This is a genomic window from Acidimicrobiales bacterium (genome assembly GCA_036399815.1).
Lineage (GTDB): Bacteria > Actinomycetota > Acidimicrobiia > Acidimicrobiales > DASWMK01 > DASWMK01.
The window spans coordinates 1-24,581 of record DASWMK010000232.1; the positions used below are offsets into that span (position 1 = coordinate 1).

The window sequence follows — 24,581 nt, forward strand, 5'->3', positions numbered from 1 at the left end:
CCAGAGCGGCCTGGTGCGGTCGAGCGGGCGGGCGACGATCCTCGCCACCTGGTCGCCGAGCTGGCGGTCGTCGCCGGGCGGCGGCAGGGCGATCTCCCTCAGGTGGAAGTCGAGGTCGAGGTCGGGGTCCTCGACCCAGTAGGGCAGGTCGAGGCCGAACGGCACCTCGACCAGCTTCCGCCGGTACACCTCCATGAGGTGCAGGCGCTCCTCGAACACCCGGCGGACGTCGCCGTACACGTCGCCGCTGCCGGTCGACGGGTCGACGACGATCAGGGACGACACGTGCCCGTACTGGGTCGACGTCTCCATGCTCAGGAAGCCGGCGTCGAGCCCGCTCAGCTGCTTCACGGCGCTCCCCCTCCTGCGGTGCGGTAGTCGCCGAACGCCTCGTCCCTGCGGTCGAGCGCCGCCGTGAGCCCGTCGGCCAAGGTCGCCCGGTAGGCCAGCGACGCCGGCTGGTGGAAGGCCAGCGCCTGGAGCTCGGTGGTCGCCCTGATCCCGGCCCGCACGCCCATGACCTCCATGGCCCGGTGCACGGCCCGCTTGTTGAGGGCCAGCAGCTCGAGGGGCACGTTGGCCAGCCGGCCGGCGAGGGCGAGGACCTCGTCGTCGAGCCGGTCGGCGGGGAAGGCGCGGTTGGCGAAGCCCCAGGCGACGGCCTCCTCGCCGGTGATGGCGTCGCCGAACAGCACCGCCTCCATGGCCCGGCGCATGCCGACCAGCCACGGCTGCCAGGTCATGTCGGGCGGCGACATCGACCGGACGGGCGGGTAGCCGATGCGGGCGTCGGCGGCCACGTAGACGAGGTCGCACGCCGTCGCCAGCTCCGTGGCCCCGGCCAGGCACCAGCCGTGGACCTGGGCGACGACCGGGGTGGCGAAGTCCCACATCTCGAACCAGCCCTCGACCACGTGCCGGGGCCAGGCGCCGTCCACCGGCGGGGTGTGCCAGGGCAGCGGCTCGGACCGGTCCTGGGTGAGGTCGTAGCCGGCCGAGAAGCACGGCCCCGCGCCCCGCAGGACCATGACCCGCACCTCGGGATCGGCGTCGCCGGCCCGCAGCGCGGCGAACAGCTCGCCCCTGAGGGCGTGGGACAGCGCGTTGCGCTTGGCCGGGCGGTTGAGGGTCAGGCGGCGGACGTGGGCGGCGGGGTCGTCGACGAGCACCAGCGGCTCGCCCATCGCCCTCAGCGCCCCGCGGCGTCGAGGATGGCGGCCGCCCGCCTGGCCTGGACGCCCACCGGCTGGCCCCGGTCGGCCATGCGCTCGTCGGTCGTCTCGCCCCGCAGGTAGCGGGAGTGCAGCTGCTGGAAGATCACGCCCGTGCGCCAGCAGCCGAACGCCTGGTACCAGGCGACGTCGCCGACGTCGGCGCCGCCGGCCGCCGCGTACCGCTCGACCACCTCCCGGCGCGTCGGGAGCCCGAGCGTCTCGATCCCGGGCACGAGGATCGGGCGGTCCTCGTCGGTGTCGGACGGGTCGGGCCAGTAGTTCAGCAGCGTGCCCAGGTCGACCAGCGGGTCGCCCACCGTCGCCATGTCCCAGTCGAACACCGACCGCACGCGGTCGGGGTCGGACGGGTCGAACTGGCAGTTGTCGAGCTTGTAGTCGTTGTGCAGCACCGAGGCCCTGGACGCCTTCGGGATGGCGTCGGCGAGGCGGTCGCCCACCTGGGCCATGAGGGGGTCGGCGCCCGGCGGGGCGGCCAGCTCCCAGCGCTTCTTCCAGCCCGCCACCTGGCGCTCGACGAACCCCTCGGCCCGCCCGAGGTCGGACAGGCCGGTGGCGTCGGGGTCGACGGCGTGCAGGTCGGCCAGCGCGTCGACGACGGCGAAGCCGACCCGGCGGGCCGCGTCCTCGTGGTGGGACATCGACGGCGGGATGGCGCTCCACACGACCTCGCCGGCGCGGTACTCGATCACGAGGAAGTCGGCGCCGACGACCGAGTGGTCGTCGCAGAACGCGTAGGCGCGCGGCGCCCGGTCGAACCACTGCCACAGCCGGGACAGCGCCCGGTACTCGCGGCGCATGTCGTGGGCGCCCGGGGCCAGCTGGCCGAACGGCGGGCGCCGCACGACGAGGCGGCGGTCGCCGAAGCGCACGAGGTAGGTGAGGTTGGCCGACCCGTTCGGGAACTGGAGGACCTCCATGTCCCCCTCGAGCCCCTCGACGTTGGCCCGCAGGTAGGCGGCGAGCGCGTCCCAGTCGAGCTCCTCGCCGGGGCGGACCGGCGCGACCTCGGGGGGGACGGCCGGCGCCGTCACCGGGTGAGCACCGTGCAGGCGCTGATGCCGGGCGCGCCGTACACGTGGGTGAACCCGACGCGCGGGCGCCCGGGCACCTGGCGGTTGCCGGCGTCGCCCCGCAGCTGGAGCACGACCTCGTACACCTGCCGGAGCCCGGAGGCGCCGATCGGCTCGCCGTTGGCGAGGCAGCCGCCGTCGGTGTTGATCGGCAGCGAGCCGCCGATCTCGGTGGCCCCGTCGCGCACGAGGGCCTCCTGCTCGCCGTCCTTGCAGAGCCCGGTCTCGGCCATGTGGATGACCTCGGCGCCCGACTCGGTGTCCTGCACCTGGGCGACGTCGACGTCGCCGGGCGACACGCCGGCCTCCTCGAACGCGGCCCTGGCCGCCTCGACGGTCGGGCTCTCGGCCCGCTCGGGCGCCAGCCACGGGCTGAACACCTCGAAGGAGCCGAAGCGCCGGGACCGGAACGTGGCCGACCGCAGGTACACGGGCCGGTCGGTGTACTCCCTCGCCCGGTCGGCCCGGCAGAGCAGCAGGGCCACCCCGCCCTCGCCCGGCGAGCAGAACATGTACTGGGTCAGCGGGTGGCTGATCATGGCCGAGCCCGCGACCTCCTCCTCGGACAGCGGCGTGCGCCGCCAGGCGTTCTCGTTGAGCGCGCCGTTGCGGAAGGCCTTGGCCGCCACCTTGGCCAGCACGTCGGTGGACATGCCGTGGTCGTGGAGGTAGCGCTGGATCTTCATGGCGAAGAACTGGGTGGTGAGCATGAGGCCGGTCTCGCCGTACCAGTCGCCGAGCCCCCAGGACGCCGGGTCGGCGTTGAACGCGCCGCGCGGGTGCTTGTCGAACCCGATGGCCATCCCGAGGTCGGCGGCGCCCGAGCGGATGTAGGTCGACGCCATCAGGAGCGCGCTGCCGCCGGTGGCGCAGCCGTTGACGACGTTGACGAACGGCAGGCCGGTCAGGCCGAGGTCGCTGACCAGCGTGTCGGCGTTCCCGGCGTCGGCGCTGCCGCCGAACGCGAACTCCACGTCGCCCCAGCCGACGCGGGCGTCGGCCAGCGCCGCCCGCGCCGCGTGCGCGCCCTGGTCCCGGCCGGACACGCCCTCAGTGCGACCGAACGGGTGCATCCCGATCCCGACGATGGCGACGTCCACGCCGTCACTCCCTTCCGGGTCCGTCGACGGGCCGGAACGCGAAGGTGACGACCTCGGCCCCGTCGTCGTCGTGGCGGAACGGCACCACCACGAGCTCCATGGGCGCCCCGATGCGCAGCCGCTCGGGGTCGTGCTCGGTGAGGCGGGACTCGACCAGCACCTCGCCGCCGAGGTCGACGTAGCCGACCCCGTAGGGCTCGAACGGCGCCGGGCCGGTGTACGGCGGCTTGGGCTCGAAGCCCTGCACGGTGAAGGTCCAGAGCGTGCCCCGCCGGTCGAGGAGGTGCTCGTCGACCGCCCGCCCCGTGCACCTCGGGCACGAGCCCTGCCGGGGGAACGTGACGGTGCCGCAGGCCCGGCACCGCCCTCCGATCAGCCGGGGCTCGGCCGACGGCCAGGTGAACAGGCCGTCGTCGATCGGGACCTGGGTCGGCACGACGCCCACCCAAACACCCGCGGGGCGCGGGTGTCAAGAATTCTGATGATGATTACCCGGTAGTCACCGCCACTCGATGAGCTCGCCGAGGCGCGACGGCCAGTGCTGGCGGTAGTAGTCGTGCTGCATCTGGAAGTGGGCGGCCATGAGCCGCCTGGCCTTCTCGGTGTGGCCGGCGGCGATGGCCCTGGCCATGGCCGCGTGCTCCTCGAGGATGGCCGGGCGGAGGGCCACCGGGTCCATGGTGGCCACGACGTGGTCGGTCACGATGTGGGTGACGGCCTCGGTGAGCAGCGTGGCGACCGGGTTGCCGGCCAACTCGTACACGGCGTCGTGGAAGCCCTCGGTGGCCTCGCGGTACTCGGCCTCGGTGGCCGGCTCGGCCGTGTCGACGAACGGCGCCATCGCCTCGCGCCGGTCGGGGTGGCGGGCGGCCAGCTGCGCGCACATCGGCTCGAGCAGCACCTGGGTGGAGAGGAGCTGGTCGTAGGTCGCGGCGCAGAGGTGGAAGTACAGGGTCGCCGTGCGGGCCAGGTTGGCCGCCTCGACCTTGCCGACGACCGGGCCGCCGCCGGGGCCGGGCTTCAGGCGGATGAGGCCCTGCACCTCGAGCAGGCGGAGCGCCTCCCGCAGGGACGCCCGGCTGACCTGGTAGTGGTCGACCATGGCCGCCTCGAGCGGGAGCCGGTCGCCACTGCGCAGGCCCCGCACGACGATGTCGTGGACGATGTCGAGGGCGACCCGCTCCGAGGTCTTCAGCGCCCGCTTGGTGTCACCGCCGCCGCCGCCGTTGCGGCCGACGGCGACCTCCGGCCGCCGCCTGCCGTCGCCATTGCGCGTCACGTCTGCCTGTCCCGCTCGTCGCATCGCACCGCCGTCCGTCGAGATCGATTCCTCGTCATCATAGGCGCGATTCCGGGACCGACCGGATGCGCCCGATCCGTGGCATTGTCACCGGTCCTGCGCCCGCCCCGCCCAGGTCTCGGCGAAGGTCGCCAGCCGCTCGGAGTGCTCGAGCATGGGCTGGACGAGCGCCCTGGCCTGTTCGACCATCCGCCGGTGCTGCTCGGCCCACGCCGCGAACTCCTCGGTGAGCACCCGGAGCTGCTCGAGCCCGGCCGACAGCCGGTCGGCCAGCTCCTGCTGCTCGTCGAGCATGGCCCGCAGCGGCGCCACCGACGACCGGTACAGGGAGGCGAGCTGGGTGGCGTGGTCCGTGAACGGCGGGCCGGCGCCCGGCGCGCCGAGCAGCGACCTGGTGGCCTCGACGACGTCCGCGGTGAGCTTGCGGAACGGCTCGAAGAGGTCGGCGGGACCGCCGTCGGGGCCGTCGACCGGTTGTGCCATGGCTCGTTCCTCCCGCGTATCCATGACGATCATCATCTGCTTTGTGCCCAGAATCAAGCGCTGCCGCGTACACTCCGCCGCGATGGCGAGAAAGCCGGTCGGGCCTCCTCGTCCGACGCTCCAGGTCCTCGAGCAGCTGTCGCTCCTCGAGTACGGCACGCTGTGCGCCGCCGCTCCGGGCCTCTGCCTGCGGCGCGACGCCGACGGCGGCCCCGTGCTCGTGCTCCCGGGCTTCACCGCGTCGGACGACTCCACCCTCGCGTTGCGCACGGTGCTCCGCCGCCGCGGCCACGCCGTGCACGGGTGGGGGCTCGGCCGCAACGTCGGCCCCCACCCCCGCACCGTCGACGGGATGCGCCGGCGCCTCGACGCGCTCCACCGCCGCTACGGCACGACCGTGAGCGTCGTCGGCCACAGCCTCGGCGGCGTGTACGCCCGGGAGCTGGCGCGCGCCGAGCCCGAGGTCGTCCGCCAGGTCATCACGATGGGCAGCCCGTTCCGGCTGCGCACCGGCGACCGCACCAGCGCGAGCTGGCTGTACGACCTCATCCGGCCGAAGGACGACCCGTTCTTCGACCACGCCCCGCCCGAGGAGGAGCGGCCGCCGCTGCCGATGCCGGTCACCGCCGTCTACACCCGCACCGACGGGGTCGTGCGGTGGTCGGCCTGCATCGAGGGGCCGGGCCCGCGCCGCCAGAACGTCTGCGTGGTCGGCACCCACACTGGGCTCGCCTACAACCTCGGCGCCGTCCTCACCGTCCTCGACCGGGTGGCCCAGCCGGAGGGCGAGTGGGAGCGGTTCCGCCCGCCGGTGTGGGCGAAGGGGCTGTACCGGCGGGCCGCGGTGTGGCGGCCGGACATGGCCGTGCCGCCCGTGGCGGAGGCGGGGGCGGGGGCGGCGCGATGACCGCCATCCGCACGGTCGCCGACCTCGTCCGTGTCCCGGCGCGCCAGCGGCCGGACGCGCCGGCGCTCACCGCCGGCGACGTCACGTGGTCGTGGGCCGAGCTCGACCGCCGCTCGAGCCGGGCCGCCCGCGCGCTCGCCGCCGAGGGCGTCGGGGCCCAGGAGCGCGTCGCCTTCCTCGGCCGGAACGTGCCCGAGTTCTTCGAGGTGCTGCTCGGCGCGGCGAAGGTCAACGCCGTGACGGTGGCCGTGAACTGGCGGCTGGCGCCGGCCGAGGTGGCGTACATCCTGAACGACGCGGAGGCGAGGGCCCTCGTCGTCACCGCCGACTTCGTGCCCGTCGTCCGGGCCGTGGCCGGCGACCTCACGACCGTGAAGAAGGTCGTCGTGGTCGGCGGCGACGAGGACGACCTCGAGGCGTTCGGCTCGTGGGTGGCGACCGCGCCCGACGACGACCCCGGGATCGAGGCCGGCGACGACGACGTCGCGCTCCAGCTCTACACGTCGGGCACGACCGGCCTGCCGAAGGGCGCCATGCTGGCCAACCGCAACGTCACCGCCATGCTGCCGGGGACGTCGGCCGACTGGGGCTTCGACGCCGACAGCGTGAACCTCGTCAGCATGCCGCTGTTCCACGTGGGCGGCGTGGGCTGGGCCATGGTCGGCATGTACGTCGGCGCCCACTCCGTCCTCGTCCGCGAGGTGGACCCGGCGGAGATCCTGCGGGTGATCCCCCGCCACGGCGTGACCCACGCCCTGTTCGTGCCGGCCGTGCTCCAGATGCTGCTGGCCACGCCGGGGGTCGAGGAGGCCGACTTCTCGTCGCTCGGCTGCATCGTCTACGGCGCCTCGCCCATCTCCGTCGAGGTCCTCTCCCGGTCGATCGAGCGCTTCGGCTGCCGGTTCATCCAGGGCTACGGGCTGACCGAGAGCTGCGGCGCGGTGGTCCACCTGCTGCCCGACGACCACGACCCGGACGGGCCGAACGCCCACCGCCTGCGGGCCGCCGGCGTGCCCATGCGCGACGCCGAGGTCCGCATCGTGCTGCCGGCCGGGGGCGACGCGCCGAGCGGCGAGGTCGGCGAGATCTGGCTGCGCGCCCCCCAGGTGATGAAGGGCTACTGGAAGCGGCCCGACGACACGGCGGCGACGATCACGCCCGACGGCTGGCTGCGCACCGGCGACGCCGGCTACCTGGACGAGGACGGCTACCTCTACATCCACGACCGCGTGAAGGACATGATCATCTCGGGCGGCGAGAACATCTACCCCGCCGAGGTCGAGAACGCGCTGATGTCGCACCCGGGCGTGGCCGACGTGGCCGTGATCGGGGTGCCGTCGGAGCGCTGGGGCGAGACGCCGAAGGCGATCGTCGTGCCGGCCGCCGGGGCGGCGCCGAGCCCCGAGGAGCTGATCGCCCACTGCCGGGAGCGCCTGGCCCGGTACAAGGCGCCGACGTCGGTCGACTTCGTCGACGCCATCCCCCGGAACCCGGCCGGGAAGATCCTGAAGCGCGAGCTCCGCCGCCCCTACTGGGAGGGCGCGGGGCGGGGCGTCAACTAGGGCGCCCGGGGGGACGCATGCACCAGCTCAACCGCCAGGACACGGGCTTCCTGTACTCCGAGACGCCGAGGTTGCTCATGCACCTCGGCTCCCTGCACACCTACGACCCGTCGGGCGCGCCGGGCGGCACGGTCGGCTTCGAGACGATCCTCGACCACGTCAGGAGCCGGCTGCCGCTGGCCAGGGTGCTGCGGCGCAGGATCGTGCGCGTCCCGCTCGGCCTCGACTACCCGTACTGGGTCGAGGACCCGGACTTCGACCTGGAGTTCCACGTCCGCCACATCGCCCTGCCCCGCCCGGGCAACTGGCGGCAGCTGTGGACCCAGGCGACCCGCCTCCACTCTCAGCCCCTCGACCTGAACCGGCCGCCGTGGGAGCTCTACGTCATCGCCGGCGTCGACGCCGTCGAGGGCATCCCCGAGGGCGGGTTCGCCATGTACATCAAGGTGCACCACGCCGCCATCGACGGCATCTCGGGGATCGAGCTGATGAACGCCCTCCACGACGTCACCCCGGAGGGCCGGCCGGCACCCGCCGACGACTGGCGCCCCGATCACGTGCCGTCGTCGCTGGAGCTGGCCGGGCGCACGGCCCTGCACCTCGCCACCACGCCGACCCGCCTCGCCGACTTCACCGTGCGGACGGCCAACGCGCTGCGCACGACCGAGGGGCGCCGGCGCCCGTCGGTCCGCCTCCCGGCCCGGCTCCCCGTCACCCGCCTGAACCAGAAGGCGACCCTGCGCCGCACGGCCGGCGGGTTCGTGTTCGACCTCGACCTGGCGCGCGCCGTCAAGCGGGCCGTGCCCGGGGCCACCGTCAACGACGTCATCCTCACCGTCGTCGGCGGCGGGCTGCGGTCCTACCTCCTGGGCAAGGGCGAGCTGCCCGCCGAGCCGCTCCGCGCCGGCGTGCCGGTGTCGCTCCGCACCCAGGAGGAGATGGGCACGGCCGGCAACCGCATCGGGATCATGGTCGTCACCGTCGGCACCGACGTGGAGGACCCCGTCGAGCGGCTGCGGGTCGTGCAGCAGGCGACGACGGCGTCGAAGGAGGTGAGCACCGCCGTCCCGGCGCGGGCCATGGCGGAGGCGGCCGAGCTGCTCCCCGGGGCCATGCTGGGCCGGGCCATCCGCGCCCTCCCCCGGGTCGGTGCGGCGGGCATGGCCTCGATGATCGGGAACGTCTGCGTGACGAACGTGCCCGGCTCGCAGGTGCCGCTGTACCTGTGCGGGGCCCGCATGGACGCCTACTACGGGATGGGACCGGTCTACGACTACGCCGGGCCGATCCACCTGATCACGAGCTACATGCGGCGCATCTTCGTCGGGGTGACGACGGCGAAGGAGATCGTCCCCGACATCGAGCACTACGTCGACTGCATGGAGCGCTCGCTCGCCGAGCTGGTGGCGGCGACCGGCGCCGACCCGGCCGACGTGGCCCCGGCGAAGAAGGCGGCCAAGGCGGCGAGGAAGACGACCAAGGCGGCGAAGAAGGCGGCCAAGGCCACCGGGACGCGAGCGACGAAGGCGGCGTCGCGCGCCGGACGAAAGCAGGTCGAGCGATGAAGGCAGCCGTCTACTACGAGAACGGGGGGCCCGAGGTCTTCCGCTACGAGGACGTCCCCGAGCCCGCGGCCCGGAAGGGCGGCCTCGTCATCGAGGTGAAGGCCGTCGGCATCCAGGGCGGCGACCTCATCAACCGCCGCGAGGGCGTGCTCGTGTCGACGCCGCACGTCGTCGGCTACCAGGCCAGCGGCATCGTGCGCGAGGTCGGCGACGGGGTGGAGGGCTTCGAGGTCGGCCAGCGGGTGGCGGCGATGATGATGCACGGCTCGCACGCCGAGCTGGCGAGCGTGCCGGCCCGCAAGGTGTGGCCCATCCCCGACTCGCTCGCGTTCGAGGAGGCGGCCGCCGTGCCCGTCGAGTTCGGCACGGCCGACGACTGCCTGTTCGAGTTCGGGCACCTCGAGGCCGGCCAGTCGGTGCTCGTGCAGGCCGGGTCGGGCGGCGTCGGCCTGGCCGCCATCCAGCTGGCCAAGGCGGCCGGGGCGACCGTGCTGTCGACGGCCGAGGCGGACGGCCGCCTGGAGCGCCTGTCCGACTACGGGATGGACCACGGCATCGACTACACGACCCAGGACGTCCCCGCCGAGGTCATGCGGCTGACCGACGGCCGGGGCGTGGACCTCGTCGTCGACCCGATCGGCGGCCGCACCCTGGAGGGCAGCATCGCCGCCCTCGCGTACCGGGGCCGGATCAGCTGGATGGGCAACGCCGGCGGCACCCGCCACACGCCCGAGATCTGGCCGATGATGGAGAAGAACGCCACCATCACCACCGTGTTCTTCGCCATGGAGCAGTCCAAGCAGCCGCAGCGGACCTACGACCTGATCGCCCGCCTGGTCGACCGCATCGGCAAGGGCGAGCTGCGGGCCGTCGTCGACCGCGTCTTCCCGCTGGCCGACGCGGCCGAGGCCCACCGCTACATGGAGACCGGCAAGGCCTTCGGCCGGGTGGTGATGGTCCCCTAGGCGGCGGCGGGGCGAGGCACGAGGTCGTCGGTGGCGACGACCTCGGCGAACTCGCCGTGCAGGCTGGCCGCCGTGGCCAGCGACACCTGCTCGGCCGGCACGACGGTGCCGTCGGGCGCCACCCGGTCGAAGGTGTGGGTGGCATCGCGCACGAACAGCACGCGGTAGCCGAGGTCGCCCGCCATCCTCGCCGTCGTCTCGCAGCAGTGGTCGGTGGTGATCCCGCAGACGGCCACCGTGCCGACCTCCCGCTCCTGCAGCCAGGCGTGGAGGTCGGGCCGGCCGTAGAAGGCGGAGTGGACGGACTTGGTGACGAGGAGGTCGGGCTCGCCGGTCACCTCGTCCTTGAACTCGGCGCCCTCGCCGGTGAGCGGCGAGCCGGGGGTGTCGGACAGGTGCCGTACGAACACCACCGGCCCGCCCCGCTCGCGCCAGGCACCGATCAGGCGGCCGACGTTCGCCTCGCAGGCCGGGTTGTCCCGCCGGCCCCAGGCCGGCTCGTCGAAGCCCCGCTCCACGTCGATGACGACGAGCGCGGCACGCCCGAGGTCGTCGCGGTCACCGGTCATGGCCGAACGCTACCGGCCGGCCCGACTGCGGGCGCCCCCGGCGGGTACGGCCCCGGTGTGCCCGGCGGCCCCACGCCCATGCCCTTCGTGGGCGGCTTCGAGTCCACCTACCAGCCGGGCCACGACCGCGACGTGCTCGAGACCACCGGCCACGTCGCCCGGTGGCGCGACGACCTCCGCCTGCTCGCCGCCTGCCACGTGCGCGACGTCCGCTACCCGGTCCGCTGGCACCGGGTCGAGCCCGAGCCCGGCGTGTTCGACTGGCGCCACACCGACGAGGTCCTCGGCTACCAGCGCGACCACGGGCTCCGGCCCATCGTCGACCTGCTCCACCACACCAGCCACCCCCGCTGGCTCGGCGACCTCGGGTCGCCGCGGTTCCGGTCGGCGTTCCTGCGCTTCGCCGAGGCCGTCGCCACCCGCTACCCGTGGCTGCCGGCCTACACGGTCTGCAACGAGCCGTTCACGACGTTCCTGCTGTGCGGCGAGATGGGGGTGTGGCCGCCGTACCTGAAGGGGCGGCGGGGCTTCGCCCGCCTGGCCCTCAACGTCTTCCCCGCGCTGTGCGAGGCGTCCAGGGCGCTGCACGACCTGCTCCCCCGGGCCGAGCACGTGCACGTCGAGGCGTGCGAGCGCCACACGTGGTCGACGCCGGCCGGGGAGGCCTACGCCGCCTTCGCCAACGACCGCCGCTTCCTGCTCACCGACCTGCTGGCCGGGCTGCCGGTGGACGAGGACCGGCCGTTCGCCCTGGACCTCGTGGCGGCCGGCGGCGGCGACCTCCTCGGCCTGGAGCCCGGCCACGTCGACGTGATCGGCCTCGACTACTACGCCCACAACCAGTGGCACTGGCGGGGGCACGAGGACGGCGTCAACGTGTCGCCCGCCCCCGCCGCCCTCGCCGACGTGATCGTCGAGTACGCCGACCGCTACCGGAGGCCGTGCCTGCTCGGCGAGACGAACGTCAGGGGCTTCGCGTCCGACCGGGCGACCTGGCTCAAGTACACGCTCGAGCAGTGCGAGGTGGCGAGGGACCGGGGGGTCGACCTGCGGGGCTACTGCTGGTTCCCGTTCGTGGACTCGGCCGACTGGGGGTCGCTGCTGGCCGAGTGCGTCGGCGCCGTCGACCCCGTCGGCGTGTTCTGGCTCGACGAGCGGCTCGACCGGCGGCCGTCGTCGATGTCCGTGTCGTACGCGACGGCGGCGAGCGGCACGCCGGCCGCCGACCTGCCCGCCTACCGGCTGCGCCGGCCGGTCGCCGACTGGCTGGCCGGCTGGCTCCCGCAGATGGCGCACTGGGAGTGGCGACCGCCGCCCGAGGGCGAGGCGTGCTCCAGCCGCGAGGCCGCCGACGGGTTCGTCGGCCTGCCCACGCCCCACGTCGCCTGACGCGCGCCGGGAGTAGGCTCCCGGCGGCGCGGGCAGGCGCGACAGGGGGCCACACGTGGGGGATCATCCGGCACACCGGGTCCGGTGTTCGTTCGTCGTCGCGGCCGTGCTGGCGGCGCTCGTCGGCGTCGTGGGGCTCGGGGCCCGGCCGGCCGCGGCCGCGCCCGTCAACGACACCTTCCCGGGGACGACGATCTCCGGGGCGACGGGCTCGATCTCGGGCACCAACGTCGCGGCCACCGGCCAGACGAGCGAGCCGCGGGTCGCCGGCTCGGGCCCGACGGTCTCGGTCTGGTACACGTGGGTGGCCCCGAGCGCCACGCGGGTCACCTTCGACGTGTGCGACGCCACCTTCGACACGTTGCTCGGCGTCTACACGGGCACGTCGGTGAGCGCGCTCACCAGTGTGGTGACGAACGACGACGCCGTCCCCTCCTGCGGCACCGGCAGCCAGAGCCTCGTCACGTTCACCCCCACCGCCGGCACCACCTACCGGATCCAGGTGGACGGCTGGAACGGCGCCACCGGCAGCTTCACCCTGGTCTGGGTCAGCGGCAACCCGGCCAACGACAACTTCCCCGGCACGACCATCACGGGCAACTCCGGGTCGGTCACCGGCAACACCACGGGCGCGACCGGGCAGGCCGGCGAGCCCCGGGTGGCGGGCAGCGGGCCGACCGCCTCGGTCTGGTACACGTGGACCGCCCCCGGCTCCGGGTCGGCCTCGTTCGACACCTGCACCGGCACGACCTGGGACACGATGCTCGGCGTCTACACCGGCACGGCGGTCGGCTCCCTCACCACCGTCGCCAGCAACGACCAGGCCAGCCCGGCCTGCGCCGGCAACGCCAACGCCAGCCGGGTCACGTTCACCGCCACCAGCGGGACCGTGTACCGGATCCAGGTCGACGGGTGGGACGGCGACTTCGGCGCGTTCACGCTCACCTGGACCGGTCCGGCGGCGGTCGCCAACGACAACTTCGCCAACGCCACCCAGATCACCGGCAGCAGCGGCACGGTGACCTCCACGACCGTCGGCGCCACCGGCGAGACGGGCGAGCCCCGCGTCGCCGGCACCGGCCCGACGCGGTCGCTCTGGTACCGGTGGACGGCGCCCAACTCGGGCACGGCGACCTTCGACCTCTGCACGGGCACGACCTACGACAGCCTCCTCGGCGTCTACACCGGCTCGGCCGTCGGCTCCCTCACGACCGTCGCGTCGGCGGACGACACCACCGGCTGCGGGACGGGCTCGCAGGGCCGGCTCACGTTCGCGGCGGTGGCCGGGACCCAGTACTTCATCCAGGTCGACGGCTACAACGGCGCGACGGGCGCGTTCACGCTGACGTGGTCGCTGCCCGCACCCACCCTCGCGGTGAGCGACGTGTCCCAGAACGAGGGCAACACGGGGTCGACGGCGTTCACGTTCACGGTCAGCCTGTCGGCGGCGTCGGCCTCCACCGTCACCGTCAACTACGCGACCGCGGACGGGACGGCGACGGCCGGCACCGACTACGCGGCCGCCAGCGGGACGGTCACGTTCACCGCGGGCCAGACGTCGCGGACGATCACCGTCAACGTCAACGGCGATCTCGTCACCGAGGGGAACGAGACGTTCCTCGTCAACCTGACCTCGCCGTCGGGGGCGACGATCGCCGACGCCCAGGGGGTCGGCACCATCCTGAACGACGACGCCGCCCCGACCATCGCCATCGGCGACGTGTCCGCGGCCGAGGGGAACACCGGCACGACCGCGTTCTCGTTCCCGGTCACCCTCTCCAACCCGTCGGCCGCCACCGTCACCGTCGCGTGGGCGACGGCCAACGGCACGGCGACGGCGGGCGCCGACTACCAGTCGGCCGGCGGGACGGTCACGTTCCCGGCCGGCTCCACCAGCCAGACGGTGACCGTCCAGGTCGTCGGCGACACCACGTTCGAGCCCGACGAGACCTTCGTGGTCAACCTGTCGTCGCCGTCGAACGCCACGATCGCCGACAACCAGGGCGTCGGCACCATCCAGAACGACGACACCCGGCCCACGCTGTCGATCGGCGACGTCACCCACGCGGAGGGCGACGCCGGCACGACCGCCTACGAGTTCGCCGTCACCCTGTCCGGCCCGTCGGCCACGACCGTGACCGTCGACTGGTCCACGGCCGACGCCACCGCGACCGCCGGCTCCGACTACGCGGCCGCGTCAGGCACCCTCACCTTCCCGGCCGGCACGACGGCGCGCACGATCACCGTGCAGGTGGCCGGCGACACCGTCCACGAGCCGACCGAGACGTTCATCGTCAACCTCACGAACGCGTCGGTCGCGGCCATCGCCGACGGCCAGGGCGTGGGGACGATCACGAACGACGACGCCGCCCCCTCGCTGTCCGTCGACGACGTGAGCCAGGCCGAGGGCGACGACGGCACCACGTCGTTCTCGTTCACGGTCACCCTGTCCGGCGCCACCGCGTTCACGACGACCGTCGACTACACGACCGCCGACGGCACCGCCGAGTCCCCGTCCGACTACGCGGCCACGTCGGGGACGCTCACGCTCCCGGCCGGCACGACGACGCGGACGGTCACCGTGCAGGTGAACGGCGACGTGGTCAACGAGGTGGACGAGACGTTCACCCTGACCCTGTCGGCGCCCGACCACGCCAGCCTGGCCGACGGCCAGGGGACGGGCACCATCCTGAACGACGACGCCCTCCCGGCGGCCTCGATCGACAACGTGAGCCGCACCGAGGGCGACGAGGGCACGACGGCCTACGAGTTCACCGTGTCGCTGTCCACGCCGTCCTCGCGGCTCGTCCGCGTCGACTGGGCCACCGAGGACGGGACGGCGACGGCGCCGTCCGACTACACCGCCGCCTCGGGCACGGTCGTGTTCGAGGCCGGCGACACGTCGAGGCAGGTCGTCGTGCAGGTGAACGGCGACACCACCAACGAGGACGACGAGACGTTCAGGGTCGTGCTGTCCAACCCGGTGCGGGCGACGATCGCCGACGGCAGCGGCGCCGGCGTCATCCTCGACGACGACGACCAGCCGACGGCCGCGGTCGACGACGTGACCCACGCCGAGGGCGACGAGGGCACCACGCCGTTCACGTTCACGGTCACCCTCTCGGGCCCGACGGCCGTCGCCGCCACCGTGGAGTACACGACCACGGACGGCTCGGCGACGTCCCCCGAGGACTACCAGGAGACGAGCGGGACCCTCGTGTTCGCGCCGGGCACCGACTCGCAGGAGGTGACCGTCCCGGTGAACGGCGACGTCACCTTCGAGGACGACGAGGTGTTCTTCCTCGACCTCACCGGCGCCACGGGGGCGACGATCGCCGACGCCCGGGGGGTCGGCACGATCGAGAACGACGACCCGGTGCCCAGCCTGTCGATCACCGACGTCGGTGCGAACGAGGGCGACGGCGCCGACACGCCGTACGGCTTCTCGGTCACGCTGTCGAACCCGTCCGAGGAGCCGGTCACCGTCGACGTCGCCACCGTCGACGGCACGGCCACGGCGCCGTCCGACTACACGCCGGTCGAGACGACGCTTACGTTCTCGCCGGGCGAGACCGCCAAGGTGGTCACCGTCGACGTGAAGGGCGACACCGCGCACGAGCACGACGAGACGTTCACCGTGGCGCTCACCGACGCTACCAACGCCACCGTCGCCGACGGCACGGGCGAGGGGTCGATCGCCAACGACGACCAGCGACCGTCGCTGTCGATCGACGACGTCAGCCACGCCGAGGGCGACGGCGGCACCACGACCTACACGTTCACGGTCACCCTCGACGGGGCCACCGACCTCACCACGACGGTCGACTGGTCGACGGAGGACGGCTCGGCCGAGGCGCCCTCGGACTACGCGCCCGTGTCGGGGACCCTGACGTTCGCGCCGGGCGACACGTCCGAGACGGTGACCGTCGCCGTCAACGGCGACACCCGGTTCGAGCCGGACGAGAGCTTCGCCGTCGTGCTGTCCGGCGCCACCGAGGCCACGGTCGGCGACGGCACCGGCGTCGGCACCATCGAGAACGACGACGCCAGGCCGACGGTGTCCGTCGGCGACGAGCACCAGGCCGAGGGCGACGCCGGCGACCGGTCGTTCACCTTCGACCTCACCCTCTCCAACCCGTCGACCGAGACCGTCACGGTCACCTGGGCGACCGCGGACGGCACCGCCGACTCCCCGTCGGACTACACCGCTTCGGGCGGGACGGCCACCTTCGGCCCGGGCGACACGTCGGCCACCGTCACCGTGCCCGTGCACGGCGACGTGGTGCGCGAGCCCGACGAGACGTTCACGGTCGTGCTGTCGTCGCCGTCGAACGCGACGGTCGGCGACGGGACCGGCGTCGGCACGATCGAGAACGACGACGCGGCCCCGACGGTCGCCTTCGGCGACGTCAGCCAGGCCGAGGGCGACTCGGGCACCACCGTGTTCACCATCCCGGTCACGCTCACCAACCCGTCCTCCACGGCCGTCGTCGTGGAGTGGGCGACGGGCGGGGGGACGGCGACGCCGGAGGTCGACTACGGCGCGGCGTCCGGCACGATCACGTTCTCCCCCGGCGACACCGTGGGCAGCGTGACCGTCGGCGTGCGGGGCGACCTCGTCTTCGAGCCCGACGAGACGTTCCTCGTCGGGGCCACGTCGGCCACCGGCGCGGCGATCGGCCGCGACGCCGACGTCACCATCGAGGACGACGACCAGCGCCCGCTCGTGTCCGTCAGCGGCGACGAGCGGACCGAGGGCGACACCGGGACCCGCTCGTTCACCTTCGACGTCACCCTCTCGAACCCGTCGTCGCAGGCCGTCGCCGTGGACTGGACGACGGCCGACGGGTCGGCCACGGCGCCCGGCGACTACGCGGCGGCGAGCGGGACGGTGACGATCCCGGCCGGGGAGACGGCCGGCACCATCACCGTGGAGGTGGGCGGCGACACCACCTACGAGAGCGACGAGACGTTCTCGGTCACGCTCACCGCGGCCAGCCACGCCACCGTCGAGGACGGGTCGGCGACGGCGAGGATCCTGAACGACGACGCCCCGCCGACCGTGTCGGTGGAGGACGTCTCGAGCGCCGAGGGCGACGGCGGGACCACCGAGCTCACGTTCACGGTGCGCCTGACCGGCGACACCGAGCGCGACGTCGAGGTCGACTGGGCGACCCAGGACGGCACGGCCGAGGCCGGCTCGGACTACCGGGCCGACAGCGGGACGGTCAGCATCCACGTCGGCGACACGACGGCCCAGTTCGCCGTCGAGGTCAACGGCGACACCGTCATCGAGCCGGACGAGACGCTCACCGTCGTGCTGTCGTCCCCGTCGAACGCGACGATCGCCGACGGCACGGCCACCGGCACCATCGAGAACGACGACGAGGTGCAGGTCGTCGACCTCGCCGTCACCGTGGACGACGCCCCCGACCCCGCCCAGGTCGGCACCGAGGTGACCTACACGGTCACGGTGACCAACGACGGGAACGGGACGGCGACCTCGGTCGTGCTCACCGACGTCCCGCCGGCCGGCGCCACGCTCGTCTCGGTCCAGCCCAGCCAGGGCACCTGCTCGGGCACCGGGCCGATCACGTGCCAGCTCGGCAGCATCGCCGGCGGCGCCTCGGCCACCGTCACCGTGGTCGTCCGTCCCCTGCGGACCGGCACGATCACGAACGCGGCATCGGTGACGGCGGCCGGCGGCAGCAGCGACAGCGACTCCGAGTCGACCACCGTCGTCCCGGACGCCAACGGGTGCACGATCGTCGGCACGTCCGGGGTGGACACGATCGCCGGCACCAACGGGGCCGACGTGATCTGCGCCGGCGCCGGCAACGACCGGGTCGACGGCCGGGGCGGGGCCGACACCCTCCGCGGCGAGGGCGGCAACGACACGCTCATCGGCGGGGCCGGCAACGACGCCGTCGACGGCGGGACGGGCCGGGACACGGCGTCGTACTCGTCGGACCCGGCCGGCGTCACGGTCTCGCTGGCCGACGGCACCGCCGCCGACGGCTTCGGCGCCACCGACACCCTGACGGGCATCGAGCAGGTGAACGGCTCGGGCTTCGACGACCGGCTGACCGGCTCGGCGGCGCCCGACCGCCTGTTCGGCCTGAACGGCGACGACACCCTGCTCGGGCAGGGGAGGAACGACCTCCTCGACGGCGGGGTGGGCACCGACAGCCTGAACGGCGGCACCGGCACCGACACCTGCCTCCGCGGCGAGACCACGCTGAGGTGCGAAGCCTGACGAGCTGAGCCCGTCCCCACCTGCGGTTCCGGCGGGTGGTTGCAACGATGTTGCGATCACCCGTCGGTTCGCGGCTAAAACTGTGACAGACGGGCCGGGACGGCGGCCCCGCCAGCTCGGTCGCTCGGGGAGGAGCATCCATGTCGAACCGCTCGAGGGCGCGCGTCGCCCTCGCGTCCGCACTCTGCCCGGCGCTGCTGTGGCTCGGGGCCGCGCCGGCCGCCGCGTCGCCGACCTGCTACGGGCTCCGGCCGACCATCCCGGGGTTCAGCGGCGACGACCGCCTGATCGGCACGGAGGGCAGCGACGTCATCGTCGCCAGGGGCGGCGACGACTACATCGACGGCAAGGGCGGCAACGACCGGATCTGCGGCCAGGACGGCGCCGACACGATCATCGCCGGCGACGGCGACGACCTCGTGCTCGGCGGGGCCGGCGCCGACGTGATCACCGGCGGCGAGGGGTCCGACCTCGTCGACGGGGCCGGCGGCGCCGACACGATCACCGGCGGGCCGGGGAACGACGACCTCCGGGGCGGCAGCGAGGACGACCGGTTCATCGAGGGCAGCGCGCCGAACGGGTCGGACCTCATCGCCGGCGACGCCCACGACGACGTCCTCGACTACGGCGCGAGGACCGCGCCCGTGAACGTGAGCCCCGACGGCGTCGCCGACGACGGCGAGGGCTCGGAGCGGGACAACGTCCGCACCGACTTCGAGGAGGTGATCGGCGGCTCCGGCGACGACCGCCTGGTCGGCCTCGGGGCCCCGAACGTGTTCCACGGCAGCGGCGGCGACGACGTCCTGGTCGGCGGCACGGGCCAGGACCGGCTGTTCGGCGACGCCGGCGAGGACGACCTGTTCGGCGACGAGGGCAGCGACGTCCTCGACGGCGGCGGCAGCCGGGACCGCTGCGACCCGGCCGCGCAGGGCGGCCGCACGTTCAACTGCGAGGTCGTGCCGTGAGGCGCCGGCTCGCCCTGGCGGCCGCCTCGGCCCTCGCCGCCGGCGCCGTCGCCGCGCTCGTGCCGGCGACGCCGGCGGGGGCCAGCCCGTCGTGCCGGTTCGACGCCGGGTCCCGCACCGTGGTCGTCGACCTGCCGGCCGACGCCGACGTCGGCGTGCTGCTCACCGAGCCCGACGGGGACATCGCCTTCGAGTTCCGGCTCTGCCTGGACGGCGCCACCCCGGCCACGGTGACCACCACCGACCTCGTCGTCGTCCGGGGCGGCGCCGGGCGCCAGGAGATCACCGTCGACCTGTCCGACGGGCCGTTCGCGCCCGGTGCCACCGACGAGGCCGGCGGCAGCGACGAGATCGAGCTGCGGATCGACCTGGCCGGCGGCGGCGAGGACCGGGTCATCCTCACCGGCAGCTACGGCCGGGACACGTGGCGGCTGAGCGACGCCGGCCTGAACCTGAACGCGTCGGAGACGACGGGGGTCGACACCGACGCCACCCTGACCGGGGTCGAGCACGTCGACGCGTTCAGCTCGCGGGGCGACGACCTCCTCGACGCCACCGGCTGGTCGGGTGACGTGTTCCTGAGCGGCGGCGCCGACGAGGACGTGCTGCGGGGCGGCCGGCCGCCGGCCGGCGGGATCTCCCGGCTGGACGGCGGCACCGAGGACGACCGGCTGGAGGGCGGGCCGGGGGCCGACGACCTCCTCGGCTTCTACGGGGACGACGTGCTCGTCGGCAACGGCGGCGACGACGTGTTCGAGGCCGGGGCCAACGAGGACGGCGCCGACGTGATCTCGGGCGGGCCCGGGCGGGACCTCGTCACCTACCTGGCCCGGTCGGCGGGCGTGGCGATCTCGCTGAACGGGCGGGCCGACGACGGCGAGGCCGGCGAGGGCGACGACGTCGGCGGCGACGTGGAGGACCTGACCGGGTCGAAGGGCGCCGACCGGATCACCGGCGACGACGGCGCCAACACCCTGCGGGGCCTCGACCGCGACGACGTGCTCGACGGCCGGGGCGGCGCCGACCGCCTGGAGGGCGACGACGGGGCCGACGGGCTGACCGGCGGCGGCGGGGTCGACGCGCTGTACGGCGGGGGCGGCGGCGACGACCTCGACGCGGCCGACGGGGTGGCCGACCTGGCCGACGGCGGCGCCGGCACCGACACCTGCCGGTGCGACCGCATCGACAACGTGCGCAGCGTGCCGTAGGACGGGCCCGTGGAGCTGGAGCTGCGCAGGAACCGGATCAGGGCGGGCGAGATGGACGCCTTCCTCGCCGCCTGGGCGCCGCAGGTGCCGGCCCTGCGCCGGCGGTTCGGGTTCGAGCTGGTCGGCGCCTGGGTGGTCGAGGGCGGCGACGAGCTGGTGTGGATCCTGGGCTACGACGGCGAGGACGGCTTCGACGCCGCCGACCGCCGCTACTACGCGTCGCCCGAGCGCTCCGCCCTCGACCCCGACCCGGCCCGGTTCATGGAGACGAACGACCACGTCCGCCTCCGCCCCGTCCCCGTCCCGGACGCCGACCACCCCGGGCCGACCACCCCCGCCGCCGACTAGGACGCCGGCTCGCCCGGCTCAGCCGCCCGGCGCCGGAGGCACCCGCTCGCCCGCGCCACCCGTCGGCGATGCCGGCGCCCCAGCGGGCGGTCGCCCGCGGCTCCCATCGGCGATGCCGGCGCCCCACCGGGCGGTCGCCACCCGTCGGCGGCGCGGACGTCCCAGCGGGCGGGTCGCCCGCGCCACCCGTCGGCGGCGCGGACGTCCCAGCGGCGGCTCGCCCGCGCCAGGTCCCCGGTGCCGGAGGCGCCCTCCTGCGGGGTCACACCGCCGGTGCCCGCCGCGGCTCGCCGCCCCGGGTGGGCGGGGTCAGCCGCCGACGGTGTCGGGGCCCGGCGGGTCGGCCCCCGCCGGGGCGCCGGTGACCGTGTCGGCGATCAGCCGGGCGAGGGCGTCGGCGCCGGCGTCGGTCAGGTGCAGCCCGTCGTCGAGCAGCTCGGGGTGGGCGGCGGCGACCGGCGCCCAGTCGGCGACGACCGCCGTCGGCCACCGGGCCGGCGCCTCCCGGATGGCGGCGTTGAGCTCGACCCGGGACGGCCACTTCTCGGCCAGCGTCACCCACACCACCCTGGGCGAGTCGGCGAGGATGGCCATCGCCTCGTCGATCTGGTCGGCGAAGGACCCCTCCTCGGGCAGGTAGTTGTTGCCGACGTCCATCACCACGACGGCGCCGGCCAGCTCCTCCCTGCGCCCGTCGAGCACCTGGATCACCTGGGGCAGCCGGCGGCTGCCGACGGCCTCGACGACGACCTCGCGGCCGGGGAGGGCGGCCGGCACCTCCTCCTTCGCGCCGAGCAGCACGGAGTCGCCGAACAGGAACACCGGCGCCTCCGAGAGCGGGGCGGTGGTGGTCGTCGTCGGCGCCGTCGTGGTCGGCGCCGGTGCCGTCGTCGCCGGAGTCGTCGGCCCGCCGGCCCTGGTCAGGGTCGGCGCCAGCGGCCGGTCGGCCCACCCGAGCGCGACCACCGTCGCCACGAACAGCGCGACGAGGGCGAGGCGGGCGGCGACCACCGGGCCAGTCTGCCGAACGCGGCGGGCCGGGCGGGACACCCGCCCGCCGCCTACCCTGGCGCCGACCGCCGCTCGAGGGGAGGGCCGATGGGGCGTCGCTCGCGTCGTTGGGGAGCACGGTGGCTGCCGGTCGCCGTGGCCGTGGCCGCCCTCGGCCCCGTCGCGGTGGCCTCGCCGGCCGCGCCGGCGGTGCCGGCGTCCTCGGCCCGGCCGTCGATCGTCTACTTCACCACCCCCACCCCCGACTCCCGGCCCTTCGGCATCACCGTCGGCCCCGACGGCAACCTCTGGTTCACCGAGTCCAACGCCAACCGGGTGGGGCGCATCACCCCCGACGGCGTGATCACCGAGTTCCGGCTGGGCACCGGCGACAAGCAGCCGTACGGGATCGTGGCCGGCGCCGACGGCAACCTCTGGTTCACCGAGCGGACCAACGCCCGCATCGGCGTGATGGCCACCGACGGCCGGCTGCTCCACGAGTACGTCGCTCCCGGCATCGACCCGCTTCCCTCGGGCATCACCGTCGCCCCGAACGGCGACGTCTGGTTCACCGAGACCGGCTTCGGGGAGGTGGTCACCGACGACGTCGGCCGCGTCCGGCCCAACGGCATCGTCACCACCTACCGCCTGTACGAGTGCGCCTGCTTCCCGATCGGCATCACGGTCGGCCCCGACGGCAACCTCTGGGTGGCCGAGGAGCAGGGCGTGTTCGACGGCGACGTGCCCGGCACGATCGACCGGGTGACGCCGAACGGGCGGCGGATCGACCGCTTCCCGCTCCCCACGCCGGCCGGCGAGCCCGCCCACCTGCCCGCCTTCCTCGCGCCCGGGCCGGACGGCCACGTGTGGTTCACCGAGTTCGCCGCCGACGTCCACCGCCTCGGCCGGGTGGCCATGGACGGCACCATCACGGAGTTGCCGCTGCCCGGCCCGGTGACCAACAGCGTCGGGATCACGACCGGGCCGGACGGCAACCTGTGGGTCACCCAGGGCGACGCCGGGCGGATCCTGAAGGTGGCGCCGACCGGCGAGGTCCTCGCCGAGCTGCCGACCCACCCGACGCCGGCCTCGATCACGATCGGGCCGGACGGCAACCTGTGGTTCACGTCGCTGCTCGACGGCGAGATCGGCCGCATCCCGACGGCCCGGCCCGGCTTCGCCTACGTCCTCGACCTGGCCCCCGGGTTCGTGCCGGCCACGAGGACGGTGCCGGTCGGGACGACCGTCGAGTGGGTGCTGGAGGCGCCGGGCAAGCACGAGGTGGAGGACCGGACCGGGCTCGGGCTGTACGACTCGGGGCCGCAGCCGCCGGTGTCGTTCCTCACCCACCGCTTCGCCGACGCCGGCACCTACCCGTTCGGCGACCCGGTCGACGGGGACCGCGGCCGGATCGAGGTGCCACCGTCGGCCCCGGCCACCGGGCAGGTGGGCACGCCGTTCCGGGTGACCTGGGGGGTCGGCGAGCCGGCCGCCGGGCTGGTGCGCGACGTGCAGGTCCGGGCGCCGGGGTCGGGCTGGCAGCCGTGGCAGACCGGGGTCACCACCGGCCAGGCGTCGTACACCCCGGCGGCCGCCGGCGCCTACGAGCTCCGGGCCCGGCTGCGCTCGCCGGGCGCGGCGGCGTCGGACTGGTCGCCCGCCGTCACCGTCGCCGTCACCGCCTGACGCGGGCCGGTGCCTCCCGAGCCGTCCGCCGGGCAGGCGCCGGAGTCATCCTCCGAGGCCGCCGGCCGGCAGGCGTACGCGTCGCCTTCGCCACCTGAGGCCCCGCCGGACCGGCCCGAGACCGCTGCCGCGCTGCGGCGGCGGCTCGCCGACCACCTCGCCGGGGCCGGCGCCGTCCGCACGGACGCCGTCCGGGCGGCGTTCCTCGCCGTCCCCCGGGAGGCGTTCGTGCCCGAGGCGGCGGCGGCCGGCGGGCTGGCGGCGGTCTACGAGGACGTCCCCGTCGTCACCCGGCGGGACCCCGCCGGCATCCCCCTCAGCTCGTCGTCGCAGCCGGCGATCATGGCCGTCATGCTCGAGCTGCTCGGCTGCCGGCCGGGCGACCGGGTGCTCGAGATCGGCGCCGGCACCGGCTACAACGCCGCCCTGCTCGCCCACATCGTCGGACCGGGCGGCCGGGTCGTCACCGTCGACCTCGACGAGGCGGTGGCGGCGGAGGCGAGCGAGCACCTGGCCGCGGCCGGCGCGGCAGGGGTCGAGGTCGTGGCCGGCGACGGCCGGGCCGGGGTGGCGGCGGGCGCGCCCTACGACCGCATCGTGGCGACGGCCAGCACCCCCACCGTCCCGGCCGCCTGGGTCGACCAGCTGGCGCCGGGCGGCACGCTCGTCGCCCCCGTCTGGCTCGACGGGCGGGCCGACCGCCAGGTGGTCGCCGCCTTCCGGCGGGACGGGCCGGGCCTGCGGTCGACGGCCGTCGTCCCCGGCGGGTTCATGGTGCTGCGGGGGACGGGCCCGTTCGTGCCGCCCGACGTCGGGGAGGTGCACGCCGGCTGGCGGGCGGCGGGGCGGTCGTCGACGGCTCGCATCACCGGCGACGTCGTGGGCCGGATGCGGCCGGCCGCCCGGCGCCGCCTGGTCGCCGTGCTGGCCGAGGAGCCCCGCCGCCTGCGCCGCCGCCCGCCCGAGCGGCTGTCGCTCGCCCA

At 74.7% G+C, this 24,581-nt stretch carries 20 protein-coding genes; 11 read left to right on the forward strand and 9 right to left on the reverse strand.

Annotated features, from left to right (window positions below):
* The 7 genes from VGB14_17275 to VGB14_17305 all read right to left on the reverse strand — a co-directional run.
* A partial coding sequence (locus VGB14_17275; protein ID HEX9994683.1) for a wax ester/triacylglycerol synthase domain-containing protein occupies positions 1–351 on the reverse strand: 351 nt, incomplete at its 3' end.
* On the reverse strand, positions 348–1,184 hold the full coding sequence (locus VGB14_17280; GenBank protein HEX9994684.1) for an enoyl-CoA hydratase-related protein: 837 nt from the start codon (positions 1,182–1,184) through the stop codon (positions 348–350). The genes VGB14_17280 and VGB14_17275, both read right to left, overlap by 4 nt.
* A 5-nt stretch (positions 1,185–1,189) precedes the next feature.
* Positions 1,190–2,266, reverse strand: coding sequence for a phosphotransferase family protein (locus tag VGB14_17285; GenBank protein HEX9994685.1), 1,077 nt, complete (start codon positions 2,264–2,266; stop codon positions 1,190–1,192).
* Positions 2,263–3,405: a thiolase family protein gene (locus VGB14_17290; GenBank protein HEX9994686.1), complete on the reverse strand. Its 1,143-nt coding sequence runs from the start codon at positions 3,403–3,405 to the stop codon at positions 2,263–2,265. The genes VGB14_17285 and VGB14_17290 overlap by 4 nt, the downstream gene beginning before the upstream one ends.
* A 4-nt stretch (positions 3,406–3,409) precedes the next feature.
* A complete protein-coding gene (locus VGB14_17295; GenBank protein HEX9994687.1) occupies positions 3,410–3,841 on the reverse strand; it encodes an OB-fold domain-containing protein in 432 nt (143 codons plus the stop codon).
* 63 nt (positions 3,842–3,904) lie between these two features.
* Positions 3,905–4,684, reverse strand: coding sequence for an FCD domain-containing protein (locus VGB14_17300; GenBank protein ID HEX9994688.1), 780 nt, complete (start codon positions 4,682–4,684; stop codon positions 3,905–3,907).
* 108 nt (positions 4,685–4,792) lie between these two features.
* Positions 4,793–5,188: a hypothetical protein gene (locus VGB14_17305; GenBank protein ID HEX9994689.1), complete on the reverse strand. Its 396-nt coding sequence runs from the start codon at positions 5,186–5,188 to the stop codon at positions 4,793–4,795.
* An 82-nt stretch (positions 5,189–5,270) separates the two neighbouring features.
* On the opposite strand from VGB14_17305, the gene VGB14_17310 reads away from it, so the two are divergent.
* Genes VGB14_17310 through VGB14_17325 form a run of 4 tightly spaced genes read left to right on the forward strand, consistent with a single transcriptional unit; the run spans position 5,271 to position 10,187 of the window.
* On the forward strand, positions 5,271–6,095 hold the full coding sequence (locus VGB14_17310) for an alpha/beta hydrolase (GenBank protein HEX9994690.1): 825 nt from the start codon (positions 5,271–5,273) through the stop codon (positions 6,093–6,095).
* Positions 6,092–7,657, forward strand: coding sequence for a long-chain-fatty-acid--CoA ligase (locus VGB14_17315; GenBank protein ID HEX9994691.1), 1,566 nt, complete (start codon positions 6,092–6,094; stop codon positions 7,655–7,657). The genes VGB14_17310 and VGB14_17315 overlap by 4 nt, the downstream gene beginning before the upstream one ends.
* 17 nt (positions 7,658–7,674) lie before the next feature.
* Positions 7,675–9,222: a wax ester/triacylglycerol synthase family O-acyltransferase gene (locus VGB14_17320; GenBank protein HEX9994692.1), complete on the forward strand. Its 1,548-nt coding sequence runs from the start codon at positions 7,675–7,677 to the stop codon at positions 9,220–9,222.
* On the forward strand, positions 9,219–10,187 hold the full coding sequence (locus VGB14_17325; protein ID HEX9994693.1) for an NADPH:quinone oxidoreductase family protein: 969 nt from the start codon (positions 9,219–9,221) through the stop codon (positions 10,185–10,187). Before VGB14_17320 ends, VGB14_17325 begins: the two co-directional genes overlap by 4 nt.
* Here the strand turns inward: VGB14_17325 and VGB14_17330 are convergent.
* Entirely contained in the window at positions 10,184–10,756 is a 573-nt protein-coding gene (locus tag VGB14_17330) for a cysteine hydrolase family protein (GenBank protein HEX9994694.1), read from the reverse strand. The genes VGB14_17325 and VGB14_17330 overlap by 4 nt on opposite strands.
* Before the next feature lie 57 nt (positions 10,757–10,813).
* Between VGB14_17330 and VGB14_17335 the strand changes: the two genes are divergently transcribed.
* The 5 genes from VGB14_17335 to VGB14_17355 all read left to right on the forward strand — a co-directional run bounded on the left by VGB14_17335 (position 10,814) and on the right by VGB14_17355 (position 20,922).
* Complete coding sequence (locus VGB14_17335; GenBank protein ID HEX9994695.1) at positions 10,814–12,145, forward strand: family 1 glycosylhydrolase; 1,332 nt, start codon at positions 10,814–10,816, stop codon at positions 12,143–12,145.
* A 106-nt stretch (positions 12,146–12,251) separates the two neighbouring features.
* Positions 12,252–18,401 (forward strand): Calx-beta domain-containing protein, encoded by a 6,150-nt coding sequence (locus VGB14_17340; protein ID HEX9994696.1) that lies wholly within the window; start codon positions 12,252–12,254, stop codon positions 18,399–18,401.
* A 140-nt stretch (positions 18,402–18,541) separates the two neighbouring features.
* Entirely contained in the window at positions 18,542–19,366 is an 825-nt protein-coding gene (locus VGB14_17345; GenBank protein ID HEX9994697.1) for a calcium-binding protein, read from the forward strand.
* The gene (locus VGB14_17350; GenBank protein ID HEX9994698.1) at positions 19,363–20,574 is read left to right on the forward strand and encodes a hypothetical protein; all 1,212 of its coding nucleotides are present in this window, start codon (positions 19,363–19,365) and stop codon (positions 20,572–20,574) included. Before VGB14_17345 ends, VGB14_17350 begins: the two co-directional genes overlap by 4 nt.
* Positions 20,575–20,583: 9 nt before the next feature.
* Complete coding sequence (locus tag VGB14_17355) at positions 20,584–20,922, forward strand: NIPSNAP family protein (protein HEX9994699.1); 339 nt, start codon at positions 20,584–20,586, stop codon at positions 20,920–20,922.
* A 309-nt stretch (positions 20,923–21,231) separates the two neighbouring features.
* On the opposite strand, the gene VGB14_17360 is transcribed toward VGB14_17355, so the two are convergent.
* Entirely contained in the window at positions 21,232–21,933 is a 702-nt protein-coding gene (locus VGB14_17360; protein HEX9994700.1) for a hypothetical protein, read from the reverse strand.
* 135 nt (positions 21,934–22,068) lie between these two features.
* Between VGB14_17360 and VGB14_17365 the strand changes: the two genes are divergently transcribed.
* Both VGB14_17365 and VGB14_17370 read left to right on the forward strand, forming a co-directional pair.
* Positions 22,069–23,598, forward strand: coding sequence for a hypothetical protein (locus VGB14_17365; GenBank protein HEX9994701.1), 1,530 nt, complete (start codon positions 22,069–22,071; stop codon positions 23,596–23,598).
* 9 nt (positions 23,599–23,607) lie between these two features.
* Positions 23,608–24,581 (forward strand): methyltransferase domain-containing protein (locus VGB14_17370; GenBank protein ID HEX9994702.1); only part of this gene is annotated, 974 nt, incomplete at its 3' end.

What these genes read in the sequence shown, in the direction of transcription:
- VGB14_17345 (HEX9994697.1), top strand. Translation starts at nt 18,542, where the DNA reads ATGTCGAACCGCTCGAGGGCGCGCGTCGCCCTCGCGTCCGCACTCTGC.
- VGB14_17305 (HEX9994689.1), bottom strand. Translation starts at nt 5,188, where the DNA reads ATGGCACAACCGGTCGACGGCCCCGACGGCGGTCCCGCCGACCTCTTC.
- VGB14_17320 (HEX9994692.1), top strand. Translation starts at nt 7,675, where the DNA reads ATGCACCAGCTCAACCGCCAGGACACGGGCTTCCTGTACTCCGAGACG.
- VGB14_17280 (HEX9994684.1), bottom strand. Translation starts at nt 1,184, where the DNA reads ATGGGCGAGCCGCTGGTGCTCGTCGACGACCCCGCCGCCCACGTCCGC.
- VGB14_17310 (HEX9994690.1), top strand. Translation starts at nt 5,271, where the DNA reads ATGGCGAGAAAGCCGGTCGGGCCTCCTCGTCCGACGCTCCAGGTCCTC.
- VGB14_17330 (HEX9994694.1), bottom strand. Translation starts at nt 10,756, where the DNA reads ATGACCGGTGACCGCGACGACCTCGGGCGTGCCGCGCTCGTCGTCATC.
- VGB14_17325 (HEX9994693.1), top strand. Translation starts at nt 9,219, where the DNA reads ATGAAGGCAGCCGTCTACTACGAGAACGGGGGGCCCGAGGTCTTCCGC.
- VGB14_17315 (HEX9994691.1), top strand. Translation starts at nt 6,092, where the DNA reads ATGACCGCCATCCGCACGGTCGCCGACCTCGTCCGTGTCCCGGCGCGC.